Annotated in this window: 12 protein-coding genes; 5 read left to right on the forward strand and 7 right to left on the reverse strand. The window is 72.7% G+C overall.

All coding sequences use genetic code 11. The annotated features are described in order from the left end of the window. Window positions 1-2,064 (forward strand): endonuclease/exonuclease/phosphatase family protein (locus tag B2P18_RS07640; protein WP_286957846.1); only part of this gene is annotated, 2,064 nt, incomplete at its 5' end. Window positions 2,065-2,187: 123 nt separating this feature from the next. Here B2P18_RS07640 and B2P18_RS07645 read toward each other — a convergent pair. Next, window positions 2,188-3,129: a hypothetical protein gene (locus B2P18_RS07645; RefSeq protein WP_286957847.1), complete on the reverse strand. Its 942-nt coding sequence runs from the start codon at window positions 3,127-3,129 to the stop codon at window positions 2,188-2,190. A 98-nt stretch (window positions 3,130-3,227) separates the two neighbouring features. On the opposite strand from B2P18_RS07645, the gene hemG reads away from it, so the two are divergent. The 3 genes from hemG to B2P18_RS07660 all read left to right on the forward strand — a co-directional run bounded on the left by hemG (window position 3,228) and on the right by B2P18_RS07660 (window position 6,996). Continuing rightward, window positions 3,228-4,676: a protoporphyrinogen oxidase gene (hemG, locus tag B2P18_RS07650; RefSeq protein WP_084412647.1), complete on the forward strand. Its 1,449-nt coding sequence runs from the start codon at window positions 3,228-3,230 to the stop codon at window positions 4,674-4,676. Then, complete coding sequence (locus B2P18_RS07655; protein WP_029211393.1) at window positions 4,673-5,926, forward strand: TIGR04053 family radical SAM/SPASM domain-containing protein; 1,254 nt, start codon at window positions 4,673-4,675, stop codon at window positions 5,924-5,926. The genes hemG and B2P18_RS07655 overlap by 4 nt, the downstream gene beginning before the upstream one ends. Before the next feature lie 65 nt (window positions 5,927-5,991). After that, window positions 5,992-6,996: a serine hydrolase gene (locus tag B2P18_RS07660; protein ID WP_286957848.1), complete on the forward strand. Its 1,005-nt coding sequence runs from the start codon at window positions 5,992-5,994 to the stop codon at window positions 6,994-6,996. 51 nt (window positions 6,997-7,047) lie between these two features. On the opposite strand, the gene guaA is transcribed toward B2P18_RS07660, so the two are convergent. From guaA to B2P18_RS07685, 5 genes are all read right to left on the reverse strand, one after another. Further along, the gene (guaA, locus tag B2P18_RS07665) at window positions 7,048-8,625 is read right to left on the reverse strand and encodes a glutamine-hydrolyzing GMP synthase (RefSeq protein WP_286957849.1); all 1,578 of its coding nucleotides are present in this window, start codon (window positions 8,623-8,625) and stop codon (window positions 7,048-7,050) included. Beyond that, complete coding sequence (locus tag B2P18_RS07670; RefSeq protein ID WP_019285542.1) at window positions 8,622-8,966, reverse strand: DUF3817 domain-containing protein; 345 nt, start codon at window positions 8,964-8,966, stop codon at window positions 8,622-8,624. Before B2P18_RS07670 ends, guaA begins: the two co-directional genes overlap by 4 nt. Next, on the reverse strand, window positions 8,963-9,736 hold the full coding sequence (locus tag B2P18_RS07675; protein WP_029211390.1) for an SURF1 family protein: 774 nt from the start codon (window positions 9,734-9,736) through the stop codon (window positions 8,963-8,965). Before B2P18_RS07675 ends, B2P18_RS07670 begins: the two co-directional genes overlap by 4 nt. A gap of 47 nt (window positions 9,737-9,783) precedes the next feature. Then, window positions 9,784-11,040, reverse strand: coding sequence for a YncE family protein (locus B2P18_RS07680; protein ID WP_286957850.1), 1,257 nt, complete (start codon window positions 11,038-11,040; stop codon window positions 9,784-9,786). A 121-nt stretch (window positions 11,041-11,161) separates the two neighbouring features. Beyond that, window positions 11,162-12,784, reverse strand: coding sequence for a succinic semialdehyde dehydrogenase (locus tag B2P18_RS07685; protein ID WP_286957851.1), 1,623 nt, complete (start codon window positions 12,782-12,784; stop codon window positions 11,162-11,164). A gap of 96 nt (window positions 12,785-12,880) precedes the next feature. Between B2P18_RS07685 and B2P18_RS07690 the strand changes: the two genes are divergently transcribed. Next, complete coding sequence (locus B2P18_RS07690; RefSeq protein ID WP_286957853.1) at window positions 12,881-14,344, forward strand: glycosyltransferase 87 family protein; 1,464 nt, start codon at window positions 12,881-12,883, stop codon at window positions 14,342-14,344. Here B2P18_RS07690 and B2P18_RS07695 read toward each other — a convergent pair. Continuing rightward, a complete protein-coding gene (locus B2P18_RS07695) occupies window positions 14,271-15,575 on the reverse strand; it encodes an aminotransferase class I/II-fold pyridoxal phosphate-dependent enzyme (protein WP_286957855.1) in 1,305 nt (434 codons plus the stop codon). The genes B2P18_RS07690 and B2P18_RS07695 overlap by 74 nt on opposite strands. Window positions 15,576-15,985: the final 410 nt, after the last annotated feature.

Genomic DNA, 15,985 nt, shown 5'->3' on the forward strand with positions numbered 1-15,985 from the left:
ACCCCGACTCCCACCCCCGGCAGCACCACCATCCAGGACATCCAGGGCCCCGGATTCGTGTCCCCGCTCAAGGGCCAGGCCGTCACCAACGTGCCCGGCGTCGTCACCGGCGTGCGCAGCACCGGCCGCACCAAGGGCTTCTGGATCCAGCAGCCGACCAAGGACCCGGCCAAGGCCAACGCCTCCACCGGCGTCTTCGTCTTCACCGCCTCGGCCCCGATCACCGTCAAGGAGGGCGACGCGGTCCTCGTCAGCGGGCAGATCAGCGACTACTACCCCTTGGCCGGCGGCGAGACGGTCGCGACCACCCCCAACCTGTCGATGACCGAGATCACCAAGCCGGTCGTCAACGTCCTGTCCAGCGGCAACCCCCTGCCGAGCGCCCTGACGCTGCCGGCCGACATGCCGGACACCTACGCCCCCAAGCCCCCGAGCGGCAACGTCGAGGACCTCACCCTGGACCCCAGGCGCTCCGCCATCGAGTGGTACGAGACGCACGAGGGCGAGCTCGTCACCGTCGGCGACGCCCGCGTCGTGGGCCCGGGCCAGCCGGAGTACGGCGAGATCTACGTCCAGACCAAGCCGGGCGAGCTGCGCACCCCGCGTGGCGGCACCTACATCGCGGACTACGACCGCACGCCCACCGGCCGCATGCTCGTCATGCCGGTCGACGGCAAGGTCCCGGCCGCCAACGTCGGCGACGTCCTCGCGGGCGCCACGACCGGCCCGGTCGACTGGTCCACCTACGGCGGCTACACCATCGCCGCCACCCGCCTCGGGGCCCGCACCGACAACGGCCTCACCCGCACGGTCGTCGCCCCGGCCGCCGACGACCAGCTCACCGTCGCGACCTTCAACGTCGAGAACCTCAAGCCCGGCGACACCGACGCCAAGTACGCCGCGCTGGGCCAGGCCGTCGCGACCAACCTGCGGTCCCCCGACGTCATCACGGTGGAGGAGATCCAGGACGACAGCGGCGCGACCAACGACGGCACCACCTCCTCCGACACCACCGAGGCCAAGCTCATCGCGGCGATCCGGGCCGCGGGCGGTCCGGCATACAAGGCCGCGGTCATCGACCCCGAGGACGGGCGCGACGGCGGGCAGCCCGGCGGCAACATCCGCGTGGGCCTGCTCTACAACCCCGAGCGGGTGACCTTCGTCGAGCGCGCGGGCGGCACCGCGACCAGCGCGACCACGGTCACCAAGGACACGACCCCCGGCCTGGAGGACACCCCCGCGCTGTCGGCGAGCCCCGGCCGAGTCGACCCCACCAACCCGGCGTGGAACGCCTCCCGCAAGCCGCTGGCCGGTGAGTTCGTCTACCGCGGCCGCAAGGTGATCGTCGTGGCCAACCACTTCAACTCCAAGGGTGGCGACGACTCGGCCGACGGGCGCTTCCAGCCGCCCAACCGCGCCTCGGAGGTGCAGCGCACGCAGCAGGCGCAGTCGCTGCGGGCCTTCGTCGAGCAGGTCAAGGCCGTGGACCCGCAGGCCAACGTCATCCTCGGCGGTGACTTCAACGACTACCAGTTCTCGGCCCCGATGAAGGTCCTGACCGCGGACGGCGCGCTGCTGCACGACACGATGTGGACGCTTCCCGAGAACGAGCGCTACTCCTACGTGTTCAACGGGATCAGCCAGACCCTGGACCACGTCCTCGTCTCGGCCAACCTCAAGGGCTCGACCTCGCTGCAGGTCGCGCACATCAACAGCGAGTTCGCGGTGCAGACCTCCGACCACGACCCCCAGGTCGTCCGGGTCCGCCCGGCGCTGCACCTCTACCAGCCCGGCACGGTCACGGTCGACGAGAGCGTCCGCAAGCCGGGCCAGAAGCTCACGCTCACCCTGGCCGGCTGGAAGCCCGGCGACGTCGTCACGGTCCGCCTGGACGGCGCCGTCGTCGGCACGGTCACGGTCGACGCCACCGGCGCCGGCACGCTGCGCTGGACCGTGCCCACCAGGACGGCGGTCGGCGCGCACACGCTGACGCTGACCGGTCGCCAGACCTACCCGGCGAGCGTGGCCCTCACGGTCCGGCCCAAGAACGGCCCGGCCCGCTGACCCGTCGACAGTGATGACGCCGTATGCCGCGCGCCCGGTCCCTCACGAGGGGGCCGGGCGCGCGGCATACGGGCGGAGTGGTCGTCCCGGCAGCAGGGCGAGCCTGCCGGCGGCGCGGGACCCTCAGCGCAGGTACTTCTCCACGGCCCGCGAGGTCGCCCCGACCAGGCCGCCCACGAGCCCGCCGATCAGCAGCAGCGAGCCGATGCCGAGGACGAGGCCGAGCGGGTTGGACAGGACGCCGACGCCCCACGACACGAGCAGCACCCCCATCACCACGACGGCCGACAGGCCGGACAGGACCAGCAGCGTCAGGCCGTAGGGAGCGTTGGAGACCCGGGGCTCACGGGTCCGCTGCCACCCGAGGCCACGGACCTGCGTGCGAAAGTCCCGCAGCATCCGTCGCTGCTGGGGACGACCGGCGACCAGCGCCGCGACCCCGACCCCGATGCCCGTCCAGAGGGCGACGAGGGCGATCGCGGCGATCACGTCGCCGGGCCGGTTCATGCGGACGACCACGACGCCGAGGGCGGCCCAGCTCGCCCACAGCGCGGCGAAGTAGGTCACCCACAGGCGGATCGTCATCGGCGTCACGAGGACGATCGCGATGGCGATCGAGCAGGACGCGACGGCGTGCCCGCTCGGCGCGGAGTTGACCGGTCCGAGGTGGTCGAGGCCGTAGTCCGGGCGGTGGATCAGGTAGGTGCGGGTGAGGTAGGCCGTGAGGTTGGCGCCCACCACCACCACGAGCGCCCCGAGCGCCAGGTCGAACCTGCGCCGCCACACCGCGAGCACCACGCAGATCGCGAACGCCGCGGCGAGGGTGCGCACCTCGACGGCGGCCAGGACGGTCCCGATGTGCTGGTAGCGGAAGGTGTCGGTGATCGCGATCGACCCGAACGCGCGGGTGTCGAGCCGCTGACCCCAGGGGGCGAAAACGTTCCAGGCGATGGTGATGACCAGCACGAGGAGTCCGGCGGCGGCCACGGCGAGCGCCCAGCGGCGCGCGTGCCCGTGGAGCTGGGTCACGGGCGGCGCGGTGGGCGCGGTCTCGGTCGACGACATACGTCCATCTTGCCCCGGGATGAAAAAACACGACGTATGCCGGGACAAACACCACCCCGCTGCATCGTCCCGGAGCGGCCCTCGTTAGGGTTGGGCTCATGCCCGACGCCAGCACCGCCCTCCCCACCGACGACGCCGAGGGCACCGCCCCCACGGGCAGCGTCCCCGCTCGTGCCCTGGTGGTGGGCGGTGGCGTCACCGGCCTCCTCGCGGCGCGGCGCCTCGCCCAGGCTGGCTCCCGGGTGACGGTGCTCGAGGCCGGCGACCGGCTCGGCGGGCAGGTCCGCTCCGTGGACTTCGCCGGCCGTCGCTGCGAGCTCGGCGCCGAGGCGGTCCACCTGGCGTCCCCCGCGGTGACCGCCCTCGTGCGCGAGCTGGGGCTCGAGGCCACGATGATCCGGTCCAACCCCGGCGCCACCTGGCTCGCCACCCGCAAGGGTCTGCGCCGCCTTCCCCAGGGTGTCGGCCCGACCGGCCCCACCCAGCTGATGCCCGTGGTCCGCTCCGGGATCGTCTCGGTGCAGGGTCTCGCGCGCGCCGCCCTCGAGCCGCTCGTGGCCCGCCGCCACCGCGTCGAGGGCGACGTCTCGGTCGGGCGCTTCGTCCGCGAGCGGTTCGGCGACGAGATCGCCGACTCCTTCGTCGACCCGATGCTCGGCGGGCTGCACTCCGGCGACATCGACCAGCTGTCGCTGCGGGCAGCCTCGCCGATGCTCGCGGCGGTCGCGCGCGACGGCCGCTCCCTCACCCTGTCGGTCCGCACGCGCAAGGCCGGGCCGAGCGTGGCGCCGTCGATGTTCGCGACCTGGCCGCAGGGCCTGTCCACCCTCACCGATCACCTCCTGGATGGCGTCGACGTCGACGTGCGCCTCTCCTCGCCCGTCGCCTCCCTGCGCCGGACCGAGCAGGGGTCGTATGCCGTGACCACCGTCTCCGGCGAGGACCACCACGCCGACGCCGTCGTGCTCGCGGTCAACGCCGCCGTCGCGTCCCGCCTCCTGGCCGGCGCCTCCCCCGACGCCGCGGCGCCCCTGGCGCAGGTCCGCTCCGCGTCGCTGGCGTCGGTCCTCGTGGCGCTGCCCGCCGCCGAGGCGCAGCGGTGCCGCCCCATCGCCGAGGGCACCGGCATCATGATCCCGAGCCGGCTCGGCCGCCGGCTCAAGGCCGCGACCTTCCTGTCCTCCAAGTGGCCCCAGCTGGCCGGGGGCGACACCACGCTCGTGCGCCTCTCCGCCGGCCGCGACGGCTCCACCATCGTCGACGACCACAGCGACGCCGAGCTGGTCGACCTGCTCCTGGCCGACCTGGGCGAGCTCACCGGGCTCGGCGCCCGGCCCGTCGAGACGCGGGTGCACCGCTGGCTCGACACCGCGCCCCAGCTCGTCGTCGGTCACCAGGAGCGGCTGACCGCGGCCCGCGCGGCCCTGCAGCGCGACCTGCCGGGCGTCGTCGTCGCCGGCGCCTCCCACGACGGGGCCGGCATCAGCGGCTGCGTCACCTCCGCCCTGCAGGCCGTCACCACCCTCACCGAAAGGCCCACGCGATGAGCCACGACCTGCGGCACCCCGGGGCGCCCGGCGCCGCGCCCGACCTCGCCAAGGCGGTCCGTCACCAGCGGCACGACGTCGCGGACAAGCCGTTCATCACCATCTGGGAGGTCACCCGGGCCTGCCAGCTCGCGTGCCTGCACTGCCGCGCCGACGCCATCACCCGGCGGGACCCCCTCGAGCTCAGCCTCGACGAGGGCAAGGCCCTGCTCGAGCAAATCGCGTCCTTCCCCAAGCCGCACCCCCTCGTCGTGCTCACCGGCGGCGACCCCTTCGAGCGCCCTGACCTGGCCGAGCTCACGGCATACGGCACCTCCCTCGGCCTGTCCATGGCCCTGTCACCCTCGGCCACCCCCAACCTGACGACCGAGCGGCTGGCCGAGCTGCGGGACGCCGGCGGCAAGGCCGTGTCCCTCTCGCTCGACGGTGCGCAGGCCCCGACGCACGACGCGTTCCGCGGCTTCGAGGGGACCTTCGAGCGCACCCTGGACTCGGCGCGGCTGGTCACCGAGGCGGGCTTCCGGCTGCAGATCAACTCGACCGTCACCCGCTCGACCGTGCTGGAGCTGCCGCGGCTGCTCACCACGGTCCTCGACCTCGGTGCCAAGCTGTGGAGCGTGTTCTTCCTCGTCCCCACGGGCCGCGGCCAGCAGCTGCAGACCCTCACGGCCGACGAGGTCGAGGACGTGCTGCACTGGCTCGTCGACGTGTCCCGCTTCATCGCGATCAAGACCACCGAGGCGCCGCACTACCGCCGGGTCGTGCTGCAGCGGCTCACGGCCGCGCACGACGGCTCGGCGGCCGAGGAGCGCGGCGAGCTCTACCGCCAGCTCACCGAGGCCACGGCCGTCCTGCTCGGCGACCGCGAGGTGCGCGAGCGGCCCGCCCGTCCGCCGATCGACGTCAACTCCGGCCGCGGCTTCGTGTTCATCGACCACCAGGGCTGGGTCTACCCCTCCGGCTTCCTCCCCCACCGGGCCGGCAACGTCCGCGAGACGCCGCTGCCCGAGATCTATCGCGAGTCGCCGATCATGCGGTCGCTGCGGACGCCGGAGCAGTTCGTCGGCAAGTGCGGGGTGTGCGAGTTCCGCGAGGTGTGCGGCGGGTCGCGCTCCCACGCGTATGCCGTCACCGGTGACCCGTTGGCCTCGGACCCCACCTGCGCCTACCTCCCGGCGTCGGTGACCGCGGAGGACGCGCTGCTCTCCGAGGCGCCCGCCGCCGCCCAGATGCGGGCGCACGCCCACTGATCCCGGACACCCCGACACGCGGGCGCAATGAGGGGACTGGTGCAGGATTCACCGACAATGAGCGGGTGCCGCACCGAATCTCCCCCCTCGTCCTGGCCCTCGGCCTCGCCGCCTCCGGGCTGAGCGGGTGCGGCGGGTCCGGCGCCGCCGCATCAGCGACCACGACCGTCACGGCCCCCGCCGTCACCCACACCGTCATCGCCCCGACCGACGACGAGCGCCCCGCGAGCGCGTCCACGACGGCCGGGTCGCCGACGACCGCCGTCTCGCCGTCGACCACCCCGCCGGCGGCCGGCACGACGAGCTCGGCGGCCCCGACCTCGGCGCCGGCGTCCACCCCCGCACCGGCGGCCGGCGTCACCGAGGCCGGGTTCGACGCGGCCGCCGGGGCCTACCTCACGGGCCGCAAAGGTCACGTCGGTGTGTTCGCCGTCGACCTGACCGACGGTCGGCAGGTGCAGCACAACGCCGGGCAGCGGTGCGAGACGGCCAGCATGGTCAAGCTCGACGTGCTGCTCACCCTGCTGCTGCAGCGGCAGGACGCGGGCAAGCCCCTCAGCAGCTCCGACCGGGCGCTGACGTCCTCCATGATCATCAACAGCGACAACAACGCCACCACCACGCTGTGGGGACTGATCGGGCAGCACGAGGGCGTGCGGGCGGCCAACCGCAGGTTCGGGATGACCGAGACCGAGCCGGGCACCTCCTACCGCTGGGGTCTGACCACCACCACGGCCGCCGACCAGGTGCGCCTGCTGCGCAACCTCGTCCGCGACGACGGCCCGCTGGACCAGGCGAGCCGGGACTACGCGCTGGGCCTGATGGGCCGGGTGTCCGACGGGCAGGACTGGGGTGTCTCGGCCGCCAACCCGCAGCACGAGGCCCAGGTCAAGAACGGCTGGCTCCCCCGGTCCGACGGCTGGGTGGTCACGTCGGCCGGACGCGCGCAGACCGCCGCTGGCCACGAGGTGCTCCTCGCGGCCGTGAGCTGCGAGGTCAGCAGCCAGCAGCACGGCATCGAGACCATCGAGCACCTCGCCGAGATGGCCGCGAGCGCCCTCGACCGCTGACCGGCCTCCCGCTGGGTCACCCCAGACCCGGTCACCCCAGGCGGGGCCGGGTCACTCCCACTCGATGGTGCCCGGCGGCTTGCTCGTGATGTCGAGCACCACCCGGTTGACCTCGCTCACCTCATTGGTGATGCGGTTGCTGATGGTCGCCAGCACGTCATAGGGCACGCGCGACCAGTCGGCCGTCATCGCGTCCTCCGACGAGACCGGGCGCAGCACGATCGGGTGGCCGTAGGTGCGGCCGTCGCCCTGCACGCCCACCGAGCGCACGTCGGCGAGCAGCACGACAGGGCACTGCCAGATCTCGCGGTCGAGGCCCGCCTCGGACAGCTCCTCGCGGGCGATCGAGTCCGCGCGCCGCAGGATCTCGAGGCGCTCGGCGGTCACCTCGCCGATGATGCGGATGCCGAGGCCCGGGCCCGGGAAGGGCTGACGCCACACGATCGCCTCGGGGACGCCCAGCTCGAGGCCCACCTGGCGCACCTCGTCCTTGAAGAGGGTGCGCAGCGGCTCGACGAGCGCGAACTGCAGGTCGTCCGGCAGGCCACCGACGTTGTGGTGGGACTTGATGTTGGCCGCGCCCTCGCCGCCGCCGGACTCGACGACGTCGGGATAGAGCGTGCCCTGCACCAGCCACTTGACGGGGTGCTCCTCGTCGCCGCGGTCCTCGACCACGTCGCGGGCGGCCTGCTCGAAGGCGCGGATGAACTCACGGCCGATGATCTTGCGCTTGGTCTCGGGGTCGGTGACGCCGGCCAGCGCCGTGAGGAACTGCTCCCGCGCGTCGACGACGATCAGGTCGACCCCCGTCGCCTCGACGAACTCGCGCTCCACCTGCTCGCGCTCGCCCTCGCGCAGCAGCCCGTGGTCGACGTGCACGCAGGTCAGCTGGTCGCCGACGGCCTTCTGCACGATCGCCGCGGCCACGGCCGAGTCGACCCCGCCGGACAGGGCGCACAGCACCCGGTCCTCGCCGACCTGCTCGCGCACGGCGGTCACGAGCTCCTCCGCGACGTTGCCCGGCGTCCAGTCCGCCTCGATCCGGGCGCCCTTGGACAGGAAGTTCTCGAGCACGCGCTGCCCGAACGTCGAGTGCATGACCTCGGGGTGCCACTGCACGCCGTAGAGCCGCCGCTCGTCGTCCTCGAAGGCCGCCACGGGGGCGCCTGAGGTCGCCGCGGTGACCCGCATGCCGTCCGGGGCCTCGGTCACCGAGTCGCCGTGGCTCATCCACACCGACTGGTCGGCCGGCTGGCCGTTGAACAACGTGGAGCTGGTGTCGCTGACCTGCGCCTGGGTCGAGCCGTACTCGCCGAGGCCGGTGTGCGCGACCGTCCCACCGAGCGCCTGGACCATCGCCTGGAAGCCGTAGCACATCCCGAACACCGGGATCCCCGCCTCGAGCAGCGCCGGGTCGAGGCGCGGGGCGCCCTCGGCATACACGCTCGACGGACCGCCGGAGAGGATGATCGCCGAGGGCTCCTTGGCGAGCAGCCGCTCGGTCGACCAGGAGTGCGGCACCACCTCGGAGTAGACATCGGCCTCACGCACCCGACGGGCGATGAGCTGGGCGTACTGCGCGCCGAAGTCGACGACGAGAACCGGCTTGGCCTGGAGGGACTCACTCACGCGGCCAGCCTACCGTCGACCTCGTGGGCGACCTTGCGCTCGACCCAGAAGGACAGGAACGGCACGATCCCGGCCAGCATGACCTTGATGATCTTGGACAGGGGCCACCTGGCCGCCGTCCCCAGGTTGAAGGTCGCCACGAGATAGATCATGTAGAGGAAGCCGTGCGGCATCGCCCACCAGGCGAGGACGTCGTTCTTCCAGGGGCCGTACTTGAGCAGCATCTCGAGCACGAGCACGAGCAGCCCCACGCCGACGATGAAGGCCATGACCTTGAACGGCGTGAGCGCCTTGCGGACGGTCTCGGGGTTGTCGTAGCCGGCGGACGGCACCTGGGTCATCGGGCGGGTTCTCCTTGGTCGATCGGGTGGTCGTTGTCGTGAGGGGCTGGCCGTATGCCGGACCGGTGGTCGTCACGCACCATGCGCCACCACATGTAGACGGCGAAGGCGGCGAAGACCCACCACTGCAGCGCGTAGGCGAAGTTGCGCCAGTTGAGCTGAGACTCAGGCTGGGGCGGGGGGATGCGTTGGAGCGCGGTGCCGGCGCCGAGGTCCGGGCGCTCCGCCCCGGCGAGCACGAAGGCGTTGTAGAGGTCCTGCGGCCACCGGTTGACGAGCACCGCCAGGTCGATCGAGCCGAGCTGCCCGGCGGGCAGGACCTGGTCGGACGGGGACTCCCCCGGCGCCAGGGTCCCGGTCACCGTCACCGTCGTGGTCGGCGCGGCGGGCGCGTCCGACGGCCGTATGACGAAGCCCCGCACCACGGCGACGCGGGCCCTCGTGGCGGTCTCGTCGAGCGGCGTCACGACCCAGTAGCCGGTGCGGCCCTCGAGCAACCGTCCCGGCACCAGGAACTGACCCGACGGGTCGTAGGCGCCGGTCACCTCGACGCGACGGTTGGACATGACGCCCTCGAAGGGCGCGTGCGGCTGCACGACCTGGGACAGCGGGGCGGCGGGTCGGGCCTGAGCCTCGGCCAGGGCCTTCTTGGCGCCCTGGTCCTTGGAGACGTCCAGCTGCCACAGCCCGAGGCGGGTGAAGGCGATGACGACCAGCACCACGAGCGCGAGCAGCCCCAACCAACGGGGCTTGAGGGCGGTGCGGATCACCGTCCTACCCTAGGCGACCCGGCTGGGCGTCCCGTGCACGAGGGGTCTCAGTCGTGGGCGGGCCCGGAGGGTGTCGCCGTCGGCTGCCCGCCCTTGGGCGACGGGGCGGGCGTGCCGCCCTTGGCCTCGTCGAGCACCAGGATCGAGCCGCTGTAGCAGGACACCCACACGGCGTTGCGCGTCGGCTCGTAGGCGACGCCGATCGGGCTGGGCTCGGTGGCGACGACCTGCTGGACGGTGAGGTCGCTGGTCCGGACCTTGCTCATCGCGGCGGCGCCGTAGCTCACGACATACAGGGCTCGTCCGTCGCGGCTCATGGCCATCGACCGCGGCTGGCTCGCCAGGGAGACGGTCTGGTCGACCTTGGCCGAGGCGAGGTCGACGCGGACGAGGGTGTTGGCGTCGTTGTTGGTGACGTAGAGGTGCTTGCCGTCGGCCGACACGACGAGCGCGCGGGGACCCTTGCCGGGCTTGACCAGCGGCTTCGCCGTCCGCGCGGCCAGGTCGACCTGGTAGACGGTCTCCCCGCCCATCTCGGCGACGTAGGCGGTGGTGCTGTCGGGGCTGATCGCGATGCCGCGCGGGTGGGCGCCGATCTTGACGGTGGCCACCTCCTTGGCCTGCGCCACGTCGACGATCGACAGGGTGCCCGAGCACCAGTTGGTCGCCAGCAGGGTGCGCTGGTCGGGGCTCAGCGCGACGACCTTGGGGACCGCGCCCACCTGGATGACCTGGTCGACCTTGAGGGAGGCGGCGTCCAGGCGGTAGACGTAGGACCGGTCCACCGCAGAGGTGGCGCTGCAGTCGTCGAAGCCGTTCTTGGCGAACCCGGGGCCGTACATCGAGTAGTTGGAGACATAGGCCTTGGCGCCGTCCCGGGTCCAGGTCGCCTCGACGGGCGCGCCCTTGACGGTGCCCTTGGCGTCCTTGACGCCGAACTGGGCGAGGTCCACCGCGTCGGGGACGGTCGCCTTGAGCTGACCGTCCGCGCCGTATGCCGTGACCGTGTGGCGGTACATCATGTTCTGCGCGATCACGAGACCGCTCGGGGACGCGGCCACCGACTTGGGGTTGATGTTGCCGGTGATCGTCTGCCGCTTGACGAGCTGGGTGCCCGACACGTCGTAGGCGGCCTTCTGAGCCTGGAGCGCGGCAGCCGTGGCGTCGTCGCCCCGTCCTCCGACGAGGGCCTGGCAGGCGCGGACGCCGCCCAGCACGAGCAGCGCCAGCAGGAGCAGCGCGATCAGCCCGACGATGCGCCGCCGGCGCACGTAGACAGGGTCGCGACGCACGACGAGCTTCACGGACGTCCTCCAGCACCAGGTCGGCTTTGTCCCATTCCTGGCTCAACCTAGCCGGGCCGGGCGCCCATCCCGCGCAGAAACCCCGCGCAGAACCCCACGCCGGCGCAGGACGCAGAGCCGGTCAGCGCCAGCCGGTGACCCGCAGGGACCGCAGCCCGCTCGTGAGCAGGCCCGTCCACAGCGACTGGTCCACACCCGCCGGGCCCTGCACGGGGACGAGCCGCTGCACGGCGACGTTCTGCTCCTCGGTGTACTTGCGCAGGCCCTCGGCGCCATGACGTCGCCCGATGCCGGACTGCTTCATGCCGCCCATGGGCGCCCCGACGGCGGTCCAGGCGGCGGCGTAGCCGTCGTTGACCCCGACGGTGCCCGCGTCGATGCGGCGGGCCAGATCCTTGCCGCGCCGCACGTCGCGGGTCCAGACCGAGGCGTTGAGGCCGTAGTCGGTGTCGTTGCACATGGTGATGGCCGCGCGGTCGTCGCGGGCGCGATAGATGGTGACGACGGGCCCGAAGGTCTCGCCGCGGGCGCACAGCATGTCCTCGGTCACGTCGGTCAGCACCGTGGGCTCGTAGACATAGGGCCCGAGGTCGGGACGAGCCCGGCCGCCGGTGAGGACGGTGGCGCCCTTGGCGCGCGCGTCCTCGACGTGCTCCTCCACGGTCGCCAGCTGCTGCGGGCCCGCGAGCGATCCCATGTCGGCGCCGTAGGCCAGGTCGACCGAGAGCCGCATCTGGCGCACCAGGGCCACGAACCGGCGGACGAAGTCGTCGGCGATCGCCTCGTGGCAGATGATCCGCTCGGCGGAGATGCACAGCTGGCCGGCGCTGCCGAAGCACGCGGTGACGGCCCCTCGGGCCGCGCGGTCCAGGTCGGCGTCCGCCGCGACGTAGAGCGGGTTCTTGCCGCCGAGCTCGAGGGAGCAGCCGACGAGGCGCTCCGCGCACGTGGCGGCGACCTTGCGCCCGGTGGCGGTCGACCCCGTGAAGCAGACGTAGTCGGTCAGCTCGACGACCGCCTGCCCCGCGCTGGGGCCGTCGCCCAGCACGACCAGCAGGACACCGTCGGGCAGCCCGGCCTCCTCGAGCAGCTGCACGGCGCGCAGGCAGCTGAGGGCGGCGCGGTTGTCGGGGCGCAGCACGACCGCGTTGCCCGCGAGCAGCGCGGGGATCGCGTCGGTGATCGACATGGACAGCGGGTAGTTCCACGGCGCGACGACCCCCACCACGCCCTTGGGACGCCGGGCGGCCCGAGCGGTGGACAGGAACGGCAGCCCGCCCTGGGCCGAGGTGCCCGCGAGATAGCCCGGCAGGCGACGCGCGTAGTGCCGGGCCACGATCACCGTGTCGGCGACCTCCTCGAAGCCGTGGAAGCGCGTCTTGCCGGACTCGAGCTGGACGAGGTCGAGCAGCTCGGACTGGTGCTCCAGGACCAGGTCGTGGAAGCGCAGCAGGATGCGGGACCGGTCCGCCAGACGGGTCCGCGCCCAGCGCACCTGCGCCATGCGACCGGCACGGACCGCGGCCTCGACGTCGGCCCGTGAGGACTGGGCCACCGTGCCCAGGACCTCACCGGTCAGCGGCGTGGTCAGCTCGACCGCGGGGACGGTCCCGTCGCTGACGACACCCCGGCTGACCTGGTCGATCCACGCCTGGTCGACCGTATGCCGCGGCGCCCCACCCACGACGGGGTTGCCGCCGGCGGCGCGGACGGGGTCGGTCTTCGCGGACGTCGAGAGGCTCATGGGCAGACCGTACTACGCAGTCATGACAGACCCCCGTGCCCCTGTAGCGCACGTCACTCACCTGGTTGAGCGCCGGGGTTTGGCAGGCTGGGGCCCGTGAGACGAGCTGCGCGGGCCACCGCGATCCTGACGGTGACCTACCTCGGCGTGCTGTCGGTGGGCAACACCGACTCGCGGCGGTGGCTCTACCTAGTCGTGTCCCTGTCCGCGTGGATCGTCTTCGGGCTGGTGGCCCGCTGGTTCTTCCGAGCCGACCACGCCGGCCGCACCGGCCGCACCGGCCGCACCGACCGACCCTTGCTCGCGATCGCCGCCCTGGCCCTCGTCGTCCAGCTCCCCGGCCTGTTCTTCGCCCCCGCCAGCTCGACCGACCTCAACCGCTACGTCTGGGACGGCCGGGTGCAGCTCGACGGTGTCGACCCCTACCGCTACGTGCCGTTCGACGACCGCCTCGCGCACCTGCGCGACCCCGTCCTGTTCCCGGGGCTGCGGCCCGACGAGCCGTCCGGCGTCACGACCGAGCCGCTGCCCGCCACCCGCGAGGGGGTTCTGGAGTACGCCCGCAACGACCCGCGCTCCCCCATCAGCCGCCCCCGCTTCCTCACGCCCTACCCACCCGTCGCCGAGGCCTACTACGCGGCCGTGTCCGCCGTGACGCCGTGGTCGTGGGGGTCCAAGGGCTTCCAGATCAGCGGGGCGCTGATCGCCGTCGCGACGTCGGTGCTGATCGCGCGCTACCTGCGCTCCCGTGGTCGTGACCCCTTCCAGGCCCTGGTCTGGGCCTGGTCGCCGATCGTCGTGCTGGAGGCCGGCAACGGCGGTCACGTCGACGTGCTCGTCGCCCTCCTGGTCGTGCTCGCCGTGATGGCCGCCGTGCACCGGCGGGCCGCGGTGGTCGTCGGCGGGCTCGTGGGGCTCGCGGCGGCGGTCAAGCTCACGCCGTTCGTCCTGCTGCCGGCGTTCACACCCTGGCGGTGCACCCGCGACGACGGGTCCCCGGCCGGCGTCTGGGGCGGCATACGACGCTCTCTGGTGGTCGGGCTCACCGCCATCGGCCTGGTCGTCCTGGTCTATCTGCCGCACTATCTCGCCGTCGGCCCGGCCATCAAGGGATCGCTCGACGGCTACCTCGCCGAGGAGGGCGGCGAGAACCGCGCGTCCCTGCTCACGCTCGTGATGCCGCTGCCCGTCGCCAACGTCCTCGCCGTCGTCGTGTGCCTGGGCGTGGCGGCCTGGGCGGTGCTCGGGCGCCGCGGGCGTGAGGACGACCCGGCGCTGCCCGCGCTCTACCTCTTCGGCGCGCTGCTGCTCACCACTACGCCCGTGCTCGCGTGGTACTCCCTGCCGCTCGTGGCGCTGGCCGTGATGGTGGGACGTCCCGAGTGGCTGGCGCTGGCCGTGGCGGGGTGCTGCGCGTACGGGGGCCACGGGGCGTACCCCGCGACCCCCGTCGCGTATGCCGCGGCGCTGCTCGTGATCTACCTCGTCACCGTGCGCCGGATGCGGCGTCGTCGTCCGGCAGCAGCGACTCCGCGGCCGCCAGCACCACGCACGACGTGAGGACCCGCAGCGCGGTGTCCAGGTCGTCGGTCGACGGCATGGTCGGGGCGATGCGGATGTTGCGGTCGTCCGGGTCCACGCCGCCGGGGAAGGTCGCGCCGGCTGGCGTCAGGGCGACGCCCGCCTCCTTGGCGAGCTCGACGACCCGACCCGCCGTGCCGGGCACGACGTCGAGGCTGATGAAGTAGCCGCCGTCCGGGTCGGTCCACTCCGCGATCCCGAGCTCGGCGAGGTCCTTCTCGAGGTGCCGCAGCACGGCGTCGAACTTGGGCTCGAGAATCTCGCGGTGCCGCTGCATGTGCGCTCGCACGCCCTCGGTGGTCTCGAAGAACCGCAGGTGGCGCAGCTGGTTGAGCTTGTCCGGCCCGATCGAGCGGAAGCCGTCACGCTTGAGGAACCACGCCACGTTGGCCAGCGAGGAGGCGAAGAACGAGACGCCGCCGCCGGCGAAGGTCACCTTGGACGTGGAGCCGAAGACGAACGCACGGTCGGGGTTGCCGGCCTGCTCGCACGCCTCGAGGATCGGGTCGAGCTGCGCCTCGGTGCTGCGCAGGTGGTGGATGGCATAGGCGTTGTCCCAGTAGACCCGGAAGTCCGGCGCCGCGGTCTGCATCGCCGCGAGCCGCTGCACGGTCTCGCTGGAGTAGGTCACGCCCGTCGGGTTGGAGTACTTCGGGACGCACCAGATGCCCTTGATCGAGGCGTCCTTGCCGGCGAGCTCCTCGACGAGGTCCATGTCGGGGCCCTCCGGCGTCATCGGCACGGTCACCAGCTCGACGCCCAGCTCCGAGCACACCGTGAAGTGCCGGTCGTAGCCGGGCACCGGCGCCAGGAACCGCACCGTCCGGCCCGCCCAGCCCGTGCCCTCGGGAGCGCCGGGCGGAGCGTGGAAGAACGACGACGCCACGCACTGGTGCATCAGCGACAGCGACGAGTTGTCCCGCACCACCAGCTGGTCCGGGCGGACGTCGAGCAGCGGGGCAAAGATCTCCCGCAGCTCGGTCAGGCCCTGCGTCGGGCTGTAGTTGCGCAGGTCACCCTCGGCCTGCGTCGTGTGCTCGCCCTCGGCCAGCACGGTCAGCAGCCGCTCGCTGAGGTCGAGCTGGGCCGAGCAGGGCTTGCCCCGCGTGATGTCGAGCTTGAGCCCCGAGGCCTTGGCCTCCTCGTGCTCCCGGCGGGCGCGGTCCCGCGCCTCTCGGAGCAGCTGCGGGTCGACGGTCGGGTGGTTCACGGTGTCCTCCGGTGCTCGAGGTGGTCGACGCACCCGACCCTACCGATCCAGGCCGTATGCCGCGCGCCCCGCTCACGCCGGCCCACCCCCACCCGCGCCGCTGCGCGAGGTTCGCGCTCCCAGCGCAGACCCCGCACACCCCAGCCCCGGCCTATCCGCACGTGCACGAACTGCAGGCCGGACGCAGCATCGCCACGTCCCAGCCCCCTCCACGTGGACAAACTGCAGGCCGGACGCAGTTCGTCGCGGCCGTCCGATGGCTGCGACCGTCGTCACCGCTCGTTCGTCACTGCGCCGTATACGACTGGCGCAGCTCCTCGGACTCCGCTACGGCCGCACCATCCTCCGTCGGGCGCAACCTCCGCTACGCCCTTCGTCACTGCGCTCTATTTGGGCTCTTCTGACGCTTC

Source organism: Arsenicicoccus sp. UBA2120 (genome assembly GCF_002330965.1).
GTDB lineage: Bacteria > Actinomycetota > Actinomycetes > Actinomycetales > Dermatophilaceae > Arsenicicoccus > Arsenicicoccus bolidensis.